The sequence below is a fragment of the Streptomyces sp. NPDC057438 genome, assembly GCF_042802995.1.
Lineage (GTDB): Bacteria > Actinomycetota > Actinomycetes > Streptomycetales > Streptomycetaceae > Streptomyces.
The window spans coordinates 1-15166 of the sequence record NZ_JBHVDD010000087.1 but is presented as its reverse complement, the minus strand read 5'-3'; the positions used below and the strand labels follow the sequence as shown (position 1 = coordinate 15166).

Annotated in this window: 13 protein-coding genes and 1 tRNA gene; 6 read left to right on the top strand and 8 right to left on the bottom strand. The window is 71.9% G+C overall.

Features of this window, described 5'->3' with window-relative positions:
• Positions 1-26 precede the first annotated feature (26 nt).
• Positions 27-1439: an NAD(P)/FAD-dependent oxidoreductase gene (locus ACFU5F_RS34025; RefSeq protein WP_383895831.1), complete on the bottom strand. Its 1413-nt coding sequence runs from the start codon at positions 1437-1439 to the stop codon at positions 27-29.
• Between the two features lie 118 nt (positions 1440-1557).
• Here ACFU5F_RS34025 and ACFU5F_RS34020 point away from each other — a divergent pair, with 118 nt between their 5' ends.
• Together ACFU5F_RS34020 and ACFU5F_RS34015 are read left to right on the top strand one after the other, a co-directional pair.
• Positions 1558-2445 (top strand): aminoglycoside phosphotransferase family protein, encoded by an 888-nt coding sequence (locus ACFU5F_RS34020; protein ID WP_383895828.1) that lies wholly within the window; start codon positions 1558-1560, stop codon positions 2443-2445.
• Positions 2446-2548: 103 nt separating this feature from the next.
• A complete protein-coding gene (locus tag ACFU5F_RS34015; protein WP_383895825.1) occupies positions 2549-3841 on the top strand; it encodes a helix-turn-helix domain-containing protein in 1293 nt (430 codons plus the stop codon).
• Positions 3842-3892: 51 nt separating this feature from the next.
• Here the strand turns inward: ACFU5F_RS34015 and ACFU5F_RS34010 are convergent.
• Positions 3893-3966 (bottom strand) — tRNA-Thr (locus tag ACFU5F_RS34010).
• A 233-nt stretch (positions 3967-4199) separates the two neighbouring features.
• Between ACFU5F_RS34010 and ACFU5F_RS34005 the strand changes: the two genes are divergently transcribed.
• The 3 genes from ACFU5F_RS34005 to ACFU5F_RS33995 all read left to right on the top strand — a co-directional run bounded on the left by ACFU5F_RS34005 (position 4200) and on the right by ACFU5F_RS33995 (position 6977).
• On the top strand, positions 4200-5336 hold the full coding sequence (locus ACFU5F_RS34005) for an ABC transporter ATP-binding protein (RefSeq protein ID WP_383895822.1): 1137 nt from the start codon (positions 4200-4202) through the stop codon (positions 5334-5336).
• Between the two features lie 242 nt (positions 5337-5578).
• Complete coding sequence (locus ACFU5F_RS34000; protein WP_383895819.1) at positions 5579-6028, top strand: hypothetical protein; 450 nt, start codon at positions 5579-5581, stop codon at positions 6026-6028.
• A gap of 217 nt (positions 6029-6245) precedes the next feature.
• Positions 6246-6977, top strand: a complete 732-nt coding sequence (locus tag ACFU5F_RS33995) for an NDP-sugar synthase (RefSeq protein WP_383895817.1) — start codon at positions 6246-6248, stop codon at positions 6975-6977.
• 106 nt (positions 6978-7083) lie between these two features.
• Here the strand turns inward: ACFU5F_RS33995 and ACFU5F_RS33990 are convergent, their stop codons facing one another.
• The 6 genes from ACFU5F_RS33990 to ACFU5F_RS33965 form a co-directional block, all read right to left on the bottom strand.
• Positions 7084-8808: a DoxX family membrane protein gene (locus tag ACFU5F_RS33990; protein ID WP_383895893.1), complete on the bottom strand. Its 1725-nt coding sequence runs from the start codon at positions 8806-8808 to the stop codon at positions 7084-7086.
• A 134-nt stretch (positions 8809-8942) separates the two neighbouring features.
• Entirely contained in the window at positions 8943-9884 is a 942-nt protein-coding gene (rlmB, locus tag ACFU5F_RS33985) for a 23S rRNA (guanosine(2251)-2'-O)-methyltransferase RlmB (protein WP_383895814.1), read from the bottom strand.
• A 124-nt stretch (positions 9885-10008) separates the two neighbouring features.
• Complete coding sequence (gene cysS / locus ACFU5F_RS33980) at positions 10009-11412, bottom strand: cysteine--tRNA ligase (protein WP_383895811.1); 1404 nt, start codon at positions 11410-11412, stop codon at positions 10009-10011.
• 133 nt (positions 11413-11545) lie between these two features.
• Entirely contained in the window at positions 11546-12073 is a 528-nt protein-coding gene (gene ispF / locus ACFU5F_RS33975; protein ID WP_383895809.1) for a 2-C-methyl-D-erythritol 2,4-cyclodiphosphate synthase, read from the bottom strand.
• Positions 12063-12839, bottom strand: coding sequence for a 2-C-methyl-D-erythritol 4-phosphate cytidylyltransferase (ispD, locus tag ACFU5F_RS33970; RefSeq protein ID WP_383895806.1), 777 nt, complete (start codon positions 12837-12839; stop codon positions 12063-12065). The genes ispF and ispD overlap by 11 nt, the downstream gene beginning before the upstream one ends.
• A gap of 351 nt (positions 12840-13190) precedes the next feature.
• Positions 13191-13673 (bottom strand): CarD family transcriptional regulator, encoded by a 483-nt coding sequence (locus tag ACFU5F_RS33965; RefSeq protein ID WP_003953493.1) that lies wholly within the window; start codon positions 13671-13673, stop codon positions 13191-13193.
• A gap of 748 nt (positions 13674-14421) precedes the next feature.
• On the opposite strand from ACFU5F_RS33965, the gene ACFU5F_RS33960 reads away from it, so the two are divergent.
• On the top strand, positions 14422-15114 hold the full coding sequence (locus tag ACFU5F_RS33960; protein WP_383895804.1) for a copper chaperone PCu(A)C: 693 nt from the start codon (positions 14422-14424) through the stop codon (positions 15112-15114).
• Positions 15115-15166: the final 52 nt, after the last annotated feature.

Genomic DNA, 15166 nt, shown 5'->3' with positions numbered 1-15166 from the left:
CCGGCCCCGCGCGGCACCCCGCACCCTCAGTGCCGCCCCGCCACCCGGTCCGCCACCCGCGCCAGCCTCGACGACTGCCCCTTGTTCGACGCCGCCTCCCGCCGGTCCGCGGCGCGGTAGGTGGCGTACATGCCCTGCACCCCCGCCCACCGCAGCGGCTCCGGTTCCCACTTGCGCACCCGGTGGTTCACCCACGGCAGCGAGGTCAGCGCGGTGTCCCCGGCCTGCCCGGAGTCCCGCCGGACGAGGTCGCGGAGGGTACGGGCGGCCAGATTGGCGGTGGCCACCCCGGAGCCGACGTAGCCGCCGGCCCAGCCGAGCCCCGTCGACGGGTCGAGGGTGACCGTGGCACACCAGTCGCGCGGGACCCCCAGCACGCCCGACCAGGCGTGGTCGACCCGCACCCCCGCCAGCGAGGGGAAGAACCGCACCAGGATCTCGTACAACGCCTCGATGGTCGCCGCCTGCGTACGCCCGTCGTTGTCCGTCCGCGACCCGAAGCGGTACGGCACCCCGCGGCCGCCGAGCGCGATCCGGTCGTCGGCGGTGCGCTGCGCGTACATGTACCCGTGCGCCATGTCGCCGAGCGTCTCGCGGCCCTCCCAGCCGAGCGTCGCCCACTGTCCGACCGTCAGCGGCGCGGTGGCGATCATCGAGGAGTTCATCGGCAGCCAGGTCCGCCGCTGGCCCCTGAGGTTCGCCGTGAACCCCTCCGTGCAGCGCAGCACATAGGGCGCCCGGACCGTGCCGTACGGCGTGACCGCGTGCCCGGGCCGGATCTCGGTCACCGGCGTCAGCTCGTGCACGGTCACCCCGAGCCCCTCGACGACCGCCGCCAGCCCCGTCACCAGCTTCACCGGATTCAGCCGTGCCCCGTGCGGCGTCCACGTCGACCCCACGGCGCCCGCGACCCTGATCCGCTCGGCCGTCTCCCGGGCACCGTACAGCTCGCGGTCGTCCTCCCCGTACGCCCTCTCGTGCTCGTGGAAAGCCCTGAGGCGACTCAACTGGGCCGGGGTGTGGGCGACTTCGAGCACCCCGCCCCGGTGGATGTCCGCCTCGACACCCTCCTCGCCCGCTACCCGCACGACCTCGTCGACGGTCTCGTTCATCGCCCGCTGCAACCGCACGGCGGCCTCCCGCCCGTGCAGCCGCGCGTACCGGTCCCGCCCCGCGACCCCGTTGTAGAGCCAGCCGCCGTTGCGCCCCGAGGCCCCGTACCCGCAGAACTTCTGCTCCAGGACGACGATCCGCAGACCGGGCGCGGCCTTCTTCAGGTAGTAGGCCGTCCACAGCCCGGTGTACCCGCCCCCGACGATCGCCACATCGGCGGACGCGTCCCCGGCCAGCGGCTCCCGCGGAACGGGGATGCCGGCCTGCGCGTACCAGAAGGAGATCCCACCGTTGACGGTGCCGGCCATCGCGTCCGAGCTGCTCATGGCGGGACGCTAACCCCTGCCGAGGGGCCCTGTCTCCTACGGATTTCGTGGCGTACGCGCCGCCGCCGGGCCGTAAATCGAAGGCGTTCCCGGCAGGCGCGCACGTAGGGTCGCCCGCATGACCGATGCCATCCCGGTACCTGAGGAACTGGCCGCCACGCTGGAGATGTTCTTCGAGGAGGAGGGCCGGTCCTTCGCCGCCGCCCTGCCGGGGCTGGTCTCCCGGTTCCTGGACCACTGGGGGCTGTGCCCCGACGGACCGGCCATGCACGGCATGTGCGCCCTGGTCCTGCCCGTGGTCCGCACGGCCGACGGCACCCCGGCCGTGCTCAAGCTGCAGATCCTCGACGGCGAGAGCGAGGGCGAGCCGGTCGCCCTGCGCGTCTGGAACGGCGACGGGGCGGTACGGCTGCTGGACCACGACCCCGCGACGGGCACCATGCTGCTCGAACGCCTCGACCCGGCCCGCATGCTGTCCCACGAGCCCGACACCCGCGCGGCCGTCCTGGTCATCGCCCGCCTCCTGGCCCATCTGACCGCCACGCAGGCCCCGCCGGGCCTGCGCCGTCTGTCCGACATCGCCGCCGACATGCTGGACCGCACGCCCCCGGTGCTGGCCCGGATCCCGGACGCGTCCGACCGACGCCTGATCGCCGACTGCGCGGCGGCGCTCCGCGAGGTCATGGCCGAACCGGGCGACCGCCTCCTCCACTGGGACCTGCACTTCGACAACGTCCTGGGCGCCGACCGCGCCCCCTGGCTCGCCTTCGACCCCAAACCCCTCGCCGGGGACCCCGGCTTCGACCTCTGGCCGGCCCTGAACAACCGCTTCGACCCGGACGACGTCGTCTGGCGCTTCGACGCGATGACCGACGTCCTCTCCCTGGACCGCGACCGCGCCCTCGCCTGGACCCGCGCCCGCCTCCTCCAGAACGCCGTCTGGGAGATCGAGGAGGGGCGGCCCCTGGACCCGGAGGACCTGGAACTCGCCCGCCGCCTCCGCTGACCCGCCGCCTCCGCCGACGGTGGAACCGCCCCGGCCCCCGCCTCCTCTCTCCTCATGCGGAGAGCCCGGGACGCCGTCCCGGGACGCGAGGCAGGGGGATCCGGTGTCGTCCGAGGACGAGGTGGAGGAATTCGCGGCGCTGCTGCGGCGCCTGAAGGCCCGTACGGACCGCAGTTACGCGGCCCTCGCACGCCCCCTGCACATCAACGCCTCGACACTGCACCGGTACTGCGCGGGCGAGGCCGTCCCGCTCGGCTTCGCGGCCGTGGAACGCTTCGCCGCGATCTGCGGGGCCGACCCGGCCGAACGGATCGAGCTGCACCGGCGGTGGGTCCTGGCCGCCGCCGCACGACAGCGCTCCCGGACGGCGACCGTATCCGCCCCGCACGCCCCCGAGACCACCGGGCTCGCGACCTCCGGCGCGGCCTCCGCCCCCGCGCCCCCGGCAACGCCCGCCCCTGCCCCCGGCCTCCCGCCCGCCTCCTCGCCCGCCCCGCGAACACCCTGGTACGGACGCCGCGCCGCGCTCGCCGCGGCTGCCGTGACCGCGCTGGCGGCGACCCTCGGCGGCCTGTCCACGCTGACGACGACCGCGAAGACGGCGGGCCGCCCCGGGCACACCTCCCCGACACCGTCGGCGCCCGCCTCCCCCGCACACGACCTGCCACCCGGCACGCTCACCCCGAAGACGACCCCGGCGGGCGGCCGCTCACCCGCCCCGACCTCGAGCCCGTCCGCCTCCACCACCTCGGCCTCCGCCGGGGAAGCCGACCCCGAATCGCCCGCCCCGCCCTTCACCTGGACGGTGAACTCCCACCTCTGGGCGACCGGTTGCGACCACGACTACGTCATCGACAAGGCACCCCGGCAGGTACCGCCGCCCCCGCTCCCACAGGACGCCGCCCCCTGGGCGCGCTCGCAGGGCGCGGTGCACGGCGGCCAGACCCTCGTGGACATCGCCGTGCAGGGGCGGACGGACACGGCCGTCGTCCTGAAGGCGCTACGGGTCCGCGTCGTGGGACGGGCCGCCCCGCTGAAGGGCACCGTCTACTTCACGGGCCAGGGCTGCGGCGCCGACCTGGACCCCCGCGTGTTCACGGTGGACCTGGACCTGGAGCGTCCGGTACCCCGCCCTGTCCAGGGCGGCGAGGGCGGCACGGGCACCCCGGCCAGACGCATGCCGTACCAGGTGGCGGCGAAGGCTCCCGAGGTCCTGATGATCGACGCCCGGACCGTCGACTGCGACTGCCGCTGGTACCTGGAACTCGACTGGTCCTCCCAGGGCCGCACGGGCACCGCACGCATCGACGACCACGGCACCCCGTTCCGCACCAGCGGCACCAAGGGCCTGCCGCAGTACTGGTACGCGAACGACGGCTGGACCCCCGCGAACTGAGCCCGACGAAAAACCCCAGGCCAGAAGAAATCCGACCTGGGGTTCCAGCTGAGCCCCCTGTCGGATTCGAACCGACGACCTACGCATTACAAGTGCGTTGCTCTGGCCAGCTGAGCTAAGGAGGCGTGGCCCCTCGCGGGGGCGCCCGTGCAGTGTACCCACGTCACAGGGTGTGCTCGTCGAAAATTTCCGCGAAGTTCACAGGGGTCCGGGTACTGACAGACCAGGTGAACGACGGGTACCGTCCTGACCCAGTCCACTCCCGTGGACTACACCACCGTGGAACCGTCCGCGGTGGATCACCACCTTTACTCGGATCGTCCGGCACGTTCCTGCCGGTGAAGGGGGCCTACGACCCATGGCCACAGTTACGTTCGACAAGGCGACCCGGATCTACCCGGGTTCCACCAAGCCCGCCGTCGACGGTCTCGACATCGAGATCGAGGACGGCGAGTTCCTCGTCCTGGTCGGCCCGTCCGGTTGTGGCAAGTCCACCTCGCTCCGCATGCTCGCGGGGCTCGAGGACGTCAACGGCGGTGCCATCCGCATCGGTGACCGCGACGTCACGCACCTGCCGCCGAAGGACCGGGACATCGCCATGGTGTTCCAGAACTACGCGCTCTACCCGCACATGACCGTCGCCGACAACATGGGCTTCGCCCTGAAGATCGCCGGCGTCAACAAGGCGGAGATCCGGCAGAAGGTCGAGGAGGCCGCGAAGATCCTCGACCTCACCGAGTACCTGGACCGCAAGCCGAAGGCCCTCTCCGGCGGTCAGCGCCAGCGTGTCGCCATGGGCCGCGCCATCGTGCGTGAGCCCCAGGTCTTCCTCATGGACGAGCCGCTGTCGAACCTCGACGCCAAGCTCCGCGTCTCGACCCGTACGCAGATCGCGTCCCTGCAGCGCCGCCTCGGCATCACCACCGTCTACGTCACCCACGACCAGGTCGAGGCCATGACGATGGGCGACCGCGTGGCGGTCCTGAAGGACGGTCTGCTCCAGCAGGTCGACACCCCGCGCAACATGTACGACCGCCCGGCCAACCTCTTCGTCGCCGGCTTCATCGGCTCCCCGGCCATGAACCTGGTCGAGGTCCCGATCACCGACGGCGGCGTGAAGTTCGGCAACAGCGTCGTCCCGGTCAACCGCGAGGCCCTCAAGGCCGCCTCCGACAAGGGTGACACCACCGTCACCGTCGGTGTCCGCCCCGAGCACTTCGACGTCGTGGAGCACGACGGCAGCGTCGCCTCCGCCCTGTCCAAGGACACCGCCGACGCCCCGGCCGGCCTCGCCGTCACCGTCAACGTCGTCGAGGAACTCGGCGCCGACGGCTACGTCTACGGCACCGCCGAGGTCGGCGGCGAGACCAAGGACCTCGTGGTCCGCGTCAACGGCCGCCAGGTCCCCGAGAAGGGCGCGACGCTGCACGTGGTGCCGCGTCCGGGCGAGAACCACGTGTTCTCGACCTCCACGGGCGAGCGTCTCTCCGACTGAGTCCGGACACGGCGCGTCCGTGACCGTGCGCGAAACCTCCACCCCGGGATAAATCACCCAGGTTGACGAAGAAGGCCCCGCAAACATCCGCAGGGCCTTTTTCGTTGCCATCAACTACCCCGGCAAACCGGTTGATTTCGACCCGTGTGCGTCAACCCGCCACCTGCGGGACGGCGCTTCGACATCCCCCGTATCGGTGACCTAATGTCGCCATATCACTACCCCGCGCTACCCTCACTCGCGTGAAGCACACCCACACCCACACGCAACGGACGCGCCACGGCCGCGGTCCCGCCCGCCGGATCGGCCGCTCCCTGGCCCTGGTCCTGCCCGTCGTCATGGTCCTCTCCGGCACCCTCGCGGTCACCCGGGTCAACTGGACGGGCACCGAACCCGCGGAGTCGATGCTCGCCGCCTCGGAGGTCACCCAGCGCACCAAGACCCGCGCCCCGCACGAGGTGCTGCGCGACAAGCTCCTCGTGGAACTCCAGGAGGAGAGCCCCGGCGTCGCGCTCACCCACCTCCAGCAGGCGGTGAACGGCCGCCCGGCGTTGGCGAAGCACTGCACCTCCATCGCCCGCGCCCTCGGCCGCGCCGCGGTCCGCGCCTACGGCCCCACCCGGGCCCAGTCCTTCGCCCGCCCGGTCTGCGACACCTCCTTCGCGACGGGAGTGGCCGCCCAGTACCGCTGAGGACAGCGCAGCACAGCGCCGATGACCGCGCGACGCACCGCTGAGGGCCCCGCAGCGCCGTAGAGACGCATCCAGCGGCTCCCGAGGGGCTCTCAGAGGCTGCCAGAGGCTTCCAGAAGGCCCCGAAGGATCCCCGGGCGCTCCAGGCGCCCGGCATCCCCGTACACCGATCCCAGGGCCGTGCTCCCGCGAACGGGGCGCCACGTACAGTTCGGTCATGACCGATCCGAACGCAGCGTCGCGCCCCGTTCAAGCCGTGGTCCTCGCCGGTGGCCAGGGCTCCCGGCTGCGTCCGTACACCGACGACCGACCCAAGCCCATGGTCGAGATCCCCGGTACGGGCACCCCGATCATCGGCCATCAGCTCACCTGGCTCGCCGAGGAGGGCGTGACCGACGTGGTCGTCTCCTGCGGCCACCTCGCCGACGTCCTGCAGAAGTGGCTGGACTCGGCCGACCTGCCGGTCCGCGTCACCACGGTCGTCGAGACGGAGCCCCTGGGCCGCGGCGGCGGCCTCAAGTACGCCGCCTCCCACCTGCCCCACCCGGACCAGCCCTGGTACGCCACCAACGGCGACATCTGGACCCGCTTCTCGCTCCGCGACATGGCGGACTTCCACGCCGAACGCGACGCCCTCGCCACCCTCGCGCTCGCCCGCCCCCGCATCCCCTGGGGCGCCGTGAAGACGGACGGCTTCGGCCGTGTGACGGACTTCATCGAGGCCCCGCCCACGACGTACGAGATCAACGCGGGCGTCTACGTCTTCTCCCCCGAGTTCACCGACCTGCTCCCCGCGCGCGGCGACCACGAGCGCACCACGTTCCCGCGCCTGGCCCGGGAGCGCCGGCTGGCCGGCTTCCCCATCCCCCAGGGCGCCTACTGGCGGGCCATCGACACGGCCAAGGACCTCACGGAGGCGGCCAAGGAGCTGGCGGCCCTGAGCCGCTGAACGGCCGCCGCCTTCCCCTCCCTCTTCCCCTTCCTCCGGACACGACAGTGGGCCCCGCGCGAACAACACGCGGGGCCCACTCGCACATCGCCGGAAGCGGCGAAACCTACCCGAGCAGTCCCCCCACCAGTCCGGGCTGCCCACCCGAGGAACTTCCGCCGGTGGACCCGCCGGTGGACCCGGTGGCCCCCCCGGTCGCCCCGCTGGAGGCCCCTCCGCTGGAGCTGGGCCCGGCGGTGGTACTGGGCGCCTGCTGGGCCGGAGCGGTCTGCTGCGGCGGCGCCTGCCCCGCCGTCCCCTGCGTCTGACTCGGCTGTCCCCCGGTGACCGCCCCCGTGGACGGCGCGGCCCCCGGAGTCGTGGCCGCCTGGGAAGGCGTCGCCGATGTCGCGCCCGCGCTGGGCGAGTTGGAGGCGGACGGGCTGTTCTCACGCCGCGCGGTCGGCTCACCCGGCAGCGGCGACCCCGGCAGCTCGTTGCGCGGAGCCTCCCCGGGCCCGGGAACGACGATCCGGTCGGCGTCACGCACGGCACCGCCGAGCAGGGACCCCACGAGCAGCGTCAGCCCGACGACGATCGCGGCGGCGATCGCACCCCGCCGCAGCACATGGCGCCGCAGTTCCCAGATGTCGGCGCGCGGCCCGAGCGTGCGCCAGGCACCGCCCGCGAGCCGCCCGTCGACCGAGTACACCGGCGCGCCCGCGATGATCAGCGGGGACCAGGCGGCGAGGTAGATGATGTCCGGCGTCTCGTAGACGGGAACGGTCTTCCAGCTGACGGTGACCAGCAGCGCGGCCGACAGCAGCGCCCCGACACCGGCGGCGACCCGCTGCCAGAGCCCGAAGACGGTCAGTACGCCCACGATGACCTGGGCGAAGGCGATGACGAGGCCCGAGCCCACCGGGTGTTCGAGGGCGAACTGCCGCAGCGGCTCGGCGACTTCCCACGGGTGCAGCGTGTTCAGCCACTTCACCATGGAGCCGCGCTTGCCGCCGTCGAAGTAGTGCGGATCGCAGAGCTTGCCCATGCCGGCGTAGACGGAGATGAAGCCGAGGAAGACGCGCAACGGCAGCAGCACCACGCCGAGGTTCATCCGGCGGCCGGGGTAATAGGCGTGCCGGACGGCCTCGTTGCCGGCCCGGCGCCCGCCGCGCTCGTCCTCGCCGCCGTCGTAGGAGTCCGCGAACTCCCCGTCGGCATGGGCGTCCTGGCCGTACCCCGGTTCGTCGTACATGCTGTCGACGGTCCGCATGGCGGGGAGGAGCCGGGTGCCGTCGGCGGCGTGGTCGCCGTGCGTGCGCTGGCTGCCCACGATGGGCGTCTCGACGGTCTCGACGGTCAGGTCGGCGCCGTAGCGCCCGCCTTCGTCGCCGTAGCGCCCGCCGCCGGTGGCGTAGCCGCCGCGCGGGCCGTCGACGCGGGGGATGACCTGGGTCGAGCCGGTGTCGCTCAGGGGGTCGGGGGCCCCGCGGCCGACGCCCGCGCCGCGCACCGCCTGGAGGAGCCGGTGGGCCCCGGTGTCGTCCGGCGCGGACTTCCCGCTCCAGACGACGGGCGCGCGCCGACGCCCGGCGGCGGGCGCCCCGGAGCGCCCGGCCGCGCCCACGGCCGGGATACGCGCGGTGTCCGCGCCGGCGCTCAAGTGCCGTGCGATGCGCGGGGACGCCCGCGTGGAGGCGCTCAACTGCACGCGGAAACTCGCGTGGTTGACGATGACCTGCGCCGGATCGCTCGGCACCTTCACCATGCTCAGCGCGGGAGCGTCGTCGAATCCCGATTCGAATCCCGACGAACGGTCCCCCGTGGGTGTGCGGGGTGTTCTGGTGTCCACACTCATCTAACCGAGTGACGTGTCGTTAGGACACTGCTTTGACCGCCCCGATCTGTCCGGACCCCGTCAAGGTGGTCCGGCACTCCCCGAAACCCCAGTTGGGGCCCGGTTCCCCACCCGTCACACCGACCGGACTACGCCCGACGACGGGCCGCCTCGTACAGCACAACTCCCGCCGCGACACCGGCGTTCAACGACTCGGCCCCACCCGGCATGGGGATCCGCACCCGGTAGTCGCACGTCTCGCCCACGAGGCGGGACAGGCCCTTGCCCTCGCTGCCGACGACGATGACGACCGGGCCACCGAGGGCCTCCAGCTCACCGATCTCGGACTCCCCGTCGGCGGCGAGTCCGACCACCACGACACCGGCCTTCTTGTAGGCCTCCAGCGCCCGCGTCAGGTTGGTGCAGCGGGCGACGGGCGTACGGGCGGCCGTGCCGGCGGACGTCTTCCACGCGCCGGCGGTCATCCCGGCCGCACGCCGCTCGGGCACGACGACGCCGTGGCCGCCGAACGCGGAGACGGACCGGACGACGGCACCGAGGTTGCGCGGGTCGGTCACCCCGTCGAGGGCGACGATCAGCGGGTCCTCGCCCTCGTCGTACGCGGCGGCCACCAGGTCCTCGGGGTGCGCGTACTCGTACGGCGGGACCTGGAGGACGAGGCCCTGGTGGTTGAGCCCGTTGGTCATGCGGTCCAGCTCGGGCCGCGGCGCTTCCATGAGGTTGATGCCGCCGCGCTCGGCCGCGAGCTGCAGCGCCTCGCGCACCCGCTCGTCGTTGTCGATGAACTGCTGGACGTACAGCGTCGAGGCGGGCACTCCCTCGCGCAGCGCCTCGACGACGGGGTTGCGTCCGACGACCATCTCGGACGTGCCCTTGCCGCCCCGGCCACGCGGCGTGGGACGGCGCGCGGCCTGCTTCGCCTTGGCGTTGGCGATGCGGTTCGCCTTGTGCTTCTTGCGCATCTCGGCGGGCGGGGTGGGGCCCCTGCCCTCAAGACCCTTGCGCCGCTGGCCGCCACTGCCGACCTGCGCGCCCTTCTTGCCGGACATGCGGCGGTTGTTAGCGGCCATGACCTACCCGTCTCTGAAGCGTGTGTGCGTACGCGTCGGGCGTACGTCGTCGTGTGTACGTCATGCAGTGTGCCGCCCGGAGGCCCGGGCGGCACAATCGATCAAGGTGACCGGACGTTCCGGCTCAGCGCGGGCCGAGCGTCCAGCGCGGGCCGTCGGGGCCGTCCTCGATGACCAGACCCGATTGGTTGAGCTGGTCGCGGATGGCGTCCGCGGTCGCCCAGTCCTTGCGGCCGCGGGCCGCCTCGCGCTGCTGGAGCACGAGTCCGACGAGTGTGTCGACGACACCGTGGAGGTCCTCGCCGCGGTCGCCGGCGGCACCGGCCCAGTGGGCGTCGAGCGGGTCGAGGCCGAGCACGCCGAGCATGGCCCGCACCTCGGCGAGCCGTGCCACGGCCTCTTCCTTGTCGTCGGCGGCCAGCGCGCTGTTGCCCTGCCGGACCGTGGTGTGCACGACGGCGAGCGCCTGCGGCACCCCCAGGTCGTCGTCCATCGCCTCGGCGAACGCCGGCGGCACCTCGACCGCGGGCTCCACGACCCCGCCGGCCTTCTCGATGACCCTCTGGACGAACCCCTCGATCCGGGCGAAAGCCGACTCCGCCTCGCGCAGGGCGTCCTCGCTGTACTCGATCATCGAGCGGTAGTGCGGGGTGCCCAGGTAGTACCGGAGCACGATGGGCCGCCAGTGCTTGACCATCTCGGAGACGAGGACGCTGTTCCCCAGCGACTTGGACATCTTCTCGCCGCTCATGGTGACCCAGGCGTTGTGCACCCAGTACGCCGCGAAGTCGTCGCCGAAGGCCTTGGCCTGCGCGATCTCGTTCTCGTGGTGCGGGAAGATCAGGTCGAGGCCGCCGCCGTGGATGTCGAACGCGGTGCCCAGGTACTTGTGCGCCATGGCCGAGCACTCCAGGTGCCAGCCCGGCCGCCCCCGCCCCCAGGGCGTCTCCCAGGTGGGCTCCCCGGGCTTCGCCGACTTCCACATGGCGAAGTCACGGGGATCACGCTTGCCGGTCTCGCCCTCGCCCGAGGGCTGGAGGAGGTTGTCGAGCTCCTGGTTGGACAGCTGCAGATACCCGGGGAACGACCGCACGTCGAAGTAGACGTTCCCGTCGGCCTCGTAGGCGTGACCGCGCTCGATCAGCCCGCGCATCATCTCGACCATCTCGGTCACGTGCCCGGTGGCCCGCGGCTCGTAGGTGGGCGGCAGGCAACCGAGCACGCCGTACCCGTCGTTGAACGCGCGCTCGTTCTCGTACCCGATCGACCACCACGGGCGGCCCTGGTCGGCCGCCTTCGCGATGATCTTGTCGTCGATGTCCGTGACGTTCCGGACGAACGTCACGGCGTACCCGCGGTACTCGAACCACCGGCGCATGATGTCGAAGTTGAGCCCCGACCGGATGTGCCCGATGTGCGGGGCCGCCTGCACCGTGGCGCCACACAGGTAGATCGAGACGCAACCCGGCGTGAGCGGGGCGAAGTCACGAATCTGCCGGGCGCTGGTGTCGTACAGGCGAATAGTCACGCCCTTAAGCGTAGTGGCCCACCAGCCGTGCCCCGAGCCCTTCACCCCAAGGACGGCAGATTCGTGACGTATGCCCACCGGGCCGAGAGTGGGGGAGGGACGGCTAGGGGCGGCGGGGGCGAGAACCCGGGGATCACCCCACCCGCACGACCAACGCCGTAGCCACCGCCATCAGCCCTTCCCCCCGCCCGGGAAACCCCAGCCCGTCCGTCGTGGCCCCCGACACCGACACGGGCGCCCCCACGACCTCCGACAACACCCGCTGCGCCTCGTCCCGCCGCTTCCCGATCTTCGGCCGGTCCCCGACCACCTGCACGGCCACGTTCCCGATGACGAACCCCCCGGCCCGCACGATCCGCGCCGCCTCCGCCAGCAGCGTCACCCCGGACGCCCCCGACCACTCCGGCCGGCCCGTCCCGAAGTGCTGCCCGAGATCCCCCATGCCGGCCGCGGAGAACAACGCGTTGCACGCGGCGTGCGCCACCACGTCGGCGTCGGAGTGCCCGGCGAGCCCCGGCCCCTCCCCCTCCCACTTGAGCCCGGCGCACCACAGCTCCCGCCCGTCCTCGAAGGCGTGGATGTCGGTACCGATCCCGACCTGCGGCAACACCACGGAACCCAGCGGCGACACCGGCTCCGTACCAGAACCCTCAGAAGCCATCGTTGAGCCTCCTGCGCGCCAGAACCGCCTCCGCGAGCACCAGGTCCAGAGGCCGCGTCACCTTGAACGCCTCCTCGTGCCCGGGCACGACCACGACGCCGAGCCCGAGCCGCTCCACCATGCTCGCGTCGTCGGTCACCTCCCCGGTGACCGTCTCGTGCGCCCGGAGCAGCGTCTCCCGGTCGAACCCCTGGGGCGTCTGCACGGCCCGCAGCCGCGCACGCTCGGGCGTGGCGACGACCGGCTCCGGCGTCCCCGGCGTGTCCGCCGGCTCGACCTCCTTGACGGTGTCGGCGAGCGGCAGCGCGGGCACCACGGCCACCGCCCCGTCCCGTACGGCCTCGATGACCGCGTCGACCGTGTCGACCGGCACGAGCGGACGGGCCGCGTCGTGGACCAGGACGACGTCGTAGCCGGGCGGCAGCGCGTCGAGCCCGAGTTTCACCGACTCCTGCCGCGACTCTCCGCCGGGGACCACGAGGAAGTCGGTCCGCTCGGGCAGGGCGTGCGCGTCGAGCAGGGTCTTGACCTCGGGTGCGCCGTCGGGCGGCGCCACGACGATCACCAGGGAGACCGCACGGGAGGCGGCCATGGCCCGTACCGCGTGGATCAGCATCGGGGTGCCGTTCAGCGCGCGCAGCGCCTTGGGGGCGCCCGGGCCGAGGCGTACGCCCCGGCCGGCGGCCGGGATCACGGCCGCCGTGCGGGGTGCCGTACGGGGTGCCGCTCCGGCTGCGGAAGGCGAAGGGCGCGAATCGTCAGACATCGGTTCCTGTCAGGTTTGTGTGCTCGGCCTACGTGGGTATGGCCACAGCGTGCCGGGCGCGACACCTTGACCGGACCCTTCCGTGACATCTGGTCGAGCCAGCTGCCCGGGCCCGGCACGCCAAGTACGAGTCAGGAGCATGCGTACGAGAGGTGCGCGCACTCCGTACTCGCAGGAGCACCGGGGCACGCCAAGTATCGCCGAGTATCGGGGTCCCCATCGAGGCGTTCGGCATCCGGGTACGAACATGCCGCAGCGCCCGGCGACATTACGTACGTCATCGGGCACCGCGGCATGTGATGTGCTGCGCTGAACGGCTGAGCGGGCTGGCTGCCTGCCACAGGAGTCAGTTCAGGACGCGAGAACCTCGTCGAGCAGGGCCTCGGCCTTGTCCTCGTTCGTGTTCTCCGCGAGGGCGAGCTCGCTCACCAGGATCTGGCGGGCCTTGGCGAGCATGCGCTTCTCACCGGCGGACAGTCCGCGCTCGCGCTCACGACGCCACAGGTCACGCACGACTTCCGCGACCTTGATGACATCGCCGGAGGCGAGCTTCTCGAGATTTGCCTTGTAGCGACGCGACCAGTTCGTGGGCTCCTCGGCATACGGCGCGCGCAGCACCTCGAAGACCCGGTCCAGGCCGTCCTGACCGACCACATCACGTACGCCGACGAACTCCGCATTGTCCGCTGGCACACGCACCGTCAGGTCGCCCTGGGCGACCTTGAGCACCAAGTAGGTCTTGTCCACGCCTTTGATCTGGCGAGTTTCGATGGCCTCAATCAGCGCGGCCCCGTGATGGGGATAGACCACGGTGTCGCCAACCTTGAACGTCATGTGACAGGTACCCCTTCCGTGGCTATCCAGGGTAACACGGAAACGGCGTGTTCTGAATGGCGTTTTCGCAGGTCAGGGCGCATCTCGGGGCTTGACAACTGCAACAGGAACGTGCTGCGAGGGCCGAACGGGAGAGGGTATCCGCAGGTCGGAGCGGCTCTCCGGGCGGAGTGAAACGCGTACGTTACACGCATCCGGAGGACCGCACGAGCGCCCGAACGTCCTGCTTTGTCCGCCGCCATGTGTGCGACTTGCGCTACTCCGTTCGATGAGCGGAGTCGGGTACGAGACGAATCCGGAATTGATCAAGGAGTTCGATCTACCGGTGCTGTTCCGTCGTTACCGGATCGTGTTCTGAAGCCCTTCCGGTGACGTTCCGCGGACGGTTCCCGCGCGTGTTCTGCCCGGTGTTCGGCCGCCGTTCCGACGGGTCTTCCGGCGCGTGTTCTGATCGGCGTTCCGGTCCACCTTCCCGCCGGTGTTCCGGTGGGCGTCCGGCCGCTGTTCCGACGGCTGATCGATTTTCCGTACCGGTCGGCATTCCCCGGCGGAAATCCGGCGCACGACGGCGGCGAAGTCCGAGGGTGTTCTGTGAATGCCGGACAGGCGTGTCCGCGCCGACCGCCAATTGCTTCCGGTGACTTGTCGGGCACTTGGGGAGGGTCGGGTGCGGCGGCGGAGGGACGGCTCGGTAACCTAAGGCCGCTACAGACCACGTACCGCCCACGTTCTAGGAGTTGCCGCCGCCGTGAGCAGCAGCCTTCGACGCGGCGCCCTCGCCGCCGCCGCCATCGCGTTCTCGATCGCCTCACTCGCCGCGTGCGCCGCCGGCAACAACGCCCAGACGCTGGAAGTCAAGCCGGACAACGCGGCCACCAGCGTCGGCGACATCAAGATCCAGAACGCGATCGTGGTCACCCAGCCCGGTACCGAGACCAAGGGCCCTGCCGTGGTCTCCGCGACCGTCTTCAACGGCGCCACGACCGACCAGACCCTGGACTCCGTCACCGTGGAGGGCGCCGGCACCGCCGAGCTGACCGCCGCCAAGGGTGAGGGCAAGGGCGGCAAGATCGTCGTCCCGGCCGGCGGCTCCGTGATCCTGGGCGGCGAGAACAACGCCTCCGCGGTCCTGACGGACCTCACCGACGAGGTCAAGGACGGCAACGCCCAGAAGGTCACCTTCGCCTTCAGCGAGACCGGCGAGGTCAGCCTGCGCGCCTTCGTGATCCCCGCCGAGCACTACTTCGAGAAGTGGGGCCCGAGCGACATCCCCGAGGCCCCGGCCACCAGCGCGTCCCCGTCCGAGGAGACGTCCGGTTCCCCGTCCGCGACCGCCTCCGGCTCCCCCGCCACCGGCGAGTCCGCCGCCGAGGAGGGCACCGCCGCCGGCTCCACGGCCTCCCCGTCCACCTCGTCCTCCGAGGAGACCAGCGGCCACTGAGCGCCGCACGCGCCAAGCCGAAGGGCGGCACCCCTCGCAGGGGGTGCCGCCC

Coding starts and splice junctions, on each gene's coding strand:
- ACFU5F_RS33995 (WP_383895817.1), top strand. CDS start 6,246: ATGACCGATCCGAACGCAGCGTCGCGCCCCGTTCAAGCCGTGGTCCTC.
- ACFU5F_RS33965 (WP_003953493.1), bottom strand. CDS start 13,673: ATGACGTTCAAGGTTGGCGACACCGTGGTCTATCCCCATCACGGGGCC.
- rlmB (WP_383895814.1), bottom strand. CDS start 9,884: ATGGCCGCTAACAACCGCCGCATGTCCGGCAAGAAGGGCGCGCAGGTC.
- ispF (WP_383895809.1), bottom strand. CDS start 12,073: ATGGCTTCTGAGGGTTCTGGTACGGAGCCGGTGTCGCCGCTGGGTTCC.
- ACFU5F_RS34025 (WP_383895831.1), bottom strand. CDS start 1,439: ATGAGCAGCTCGGACGCGATGGCCGGCACCGTCAACGGTGGGATCTCC.
- ACFU5F_RS34005 (WP_383895822.1), top strand. CDS start 4,200: ATGGCCACAGTTACGTTCGACAAGGCGACCCGGATCTACCCGGGTTCC.
- ispD (WP_383895806.1), bottom strand. CDS start 12,839: ATGTCTGACGATTCGCGCCCTTCGCCTTCCGCAGCCGGAGCGGCACCC.
- ACFU5F_RS34020 (WP_383895828.1), top strand. CDS start 1,558: ATGACCGATGCCATCCCGGTACCTGAGGAACTGGCCGCCACGCTGGAG.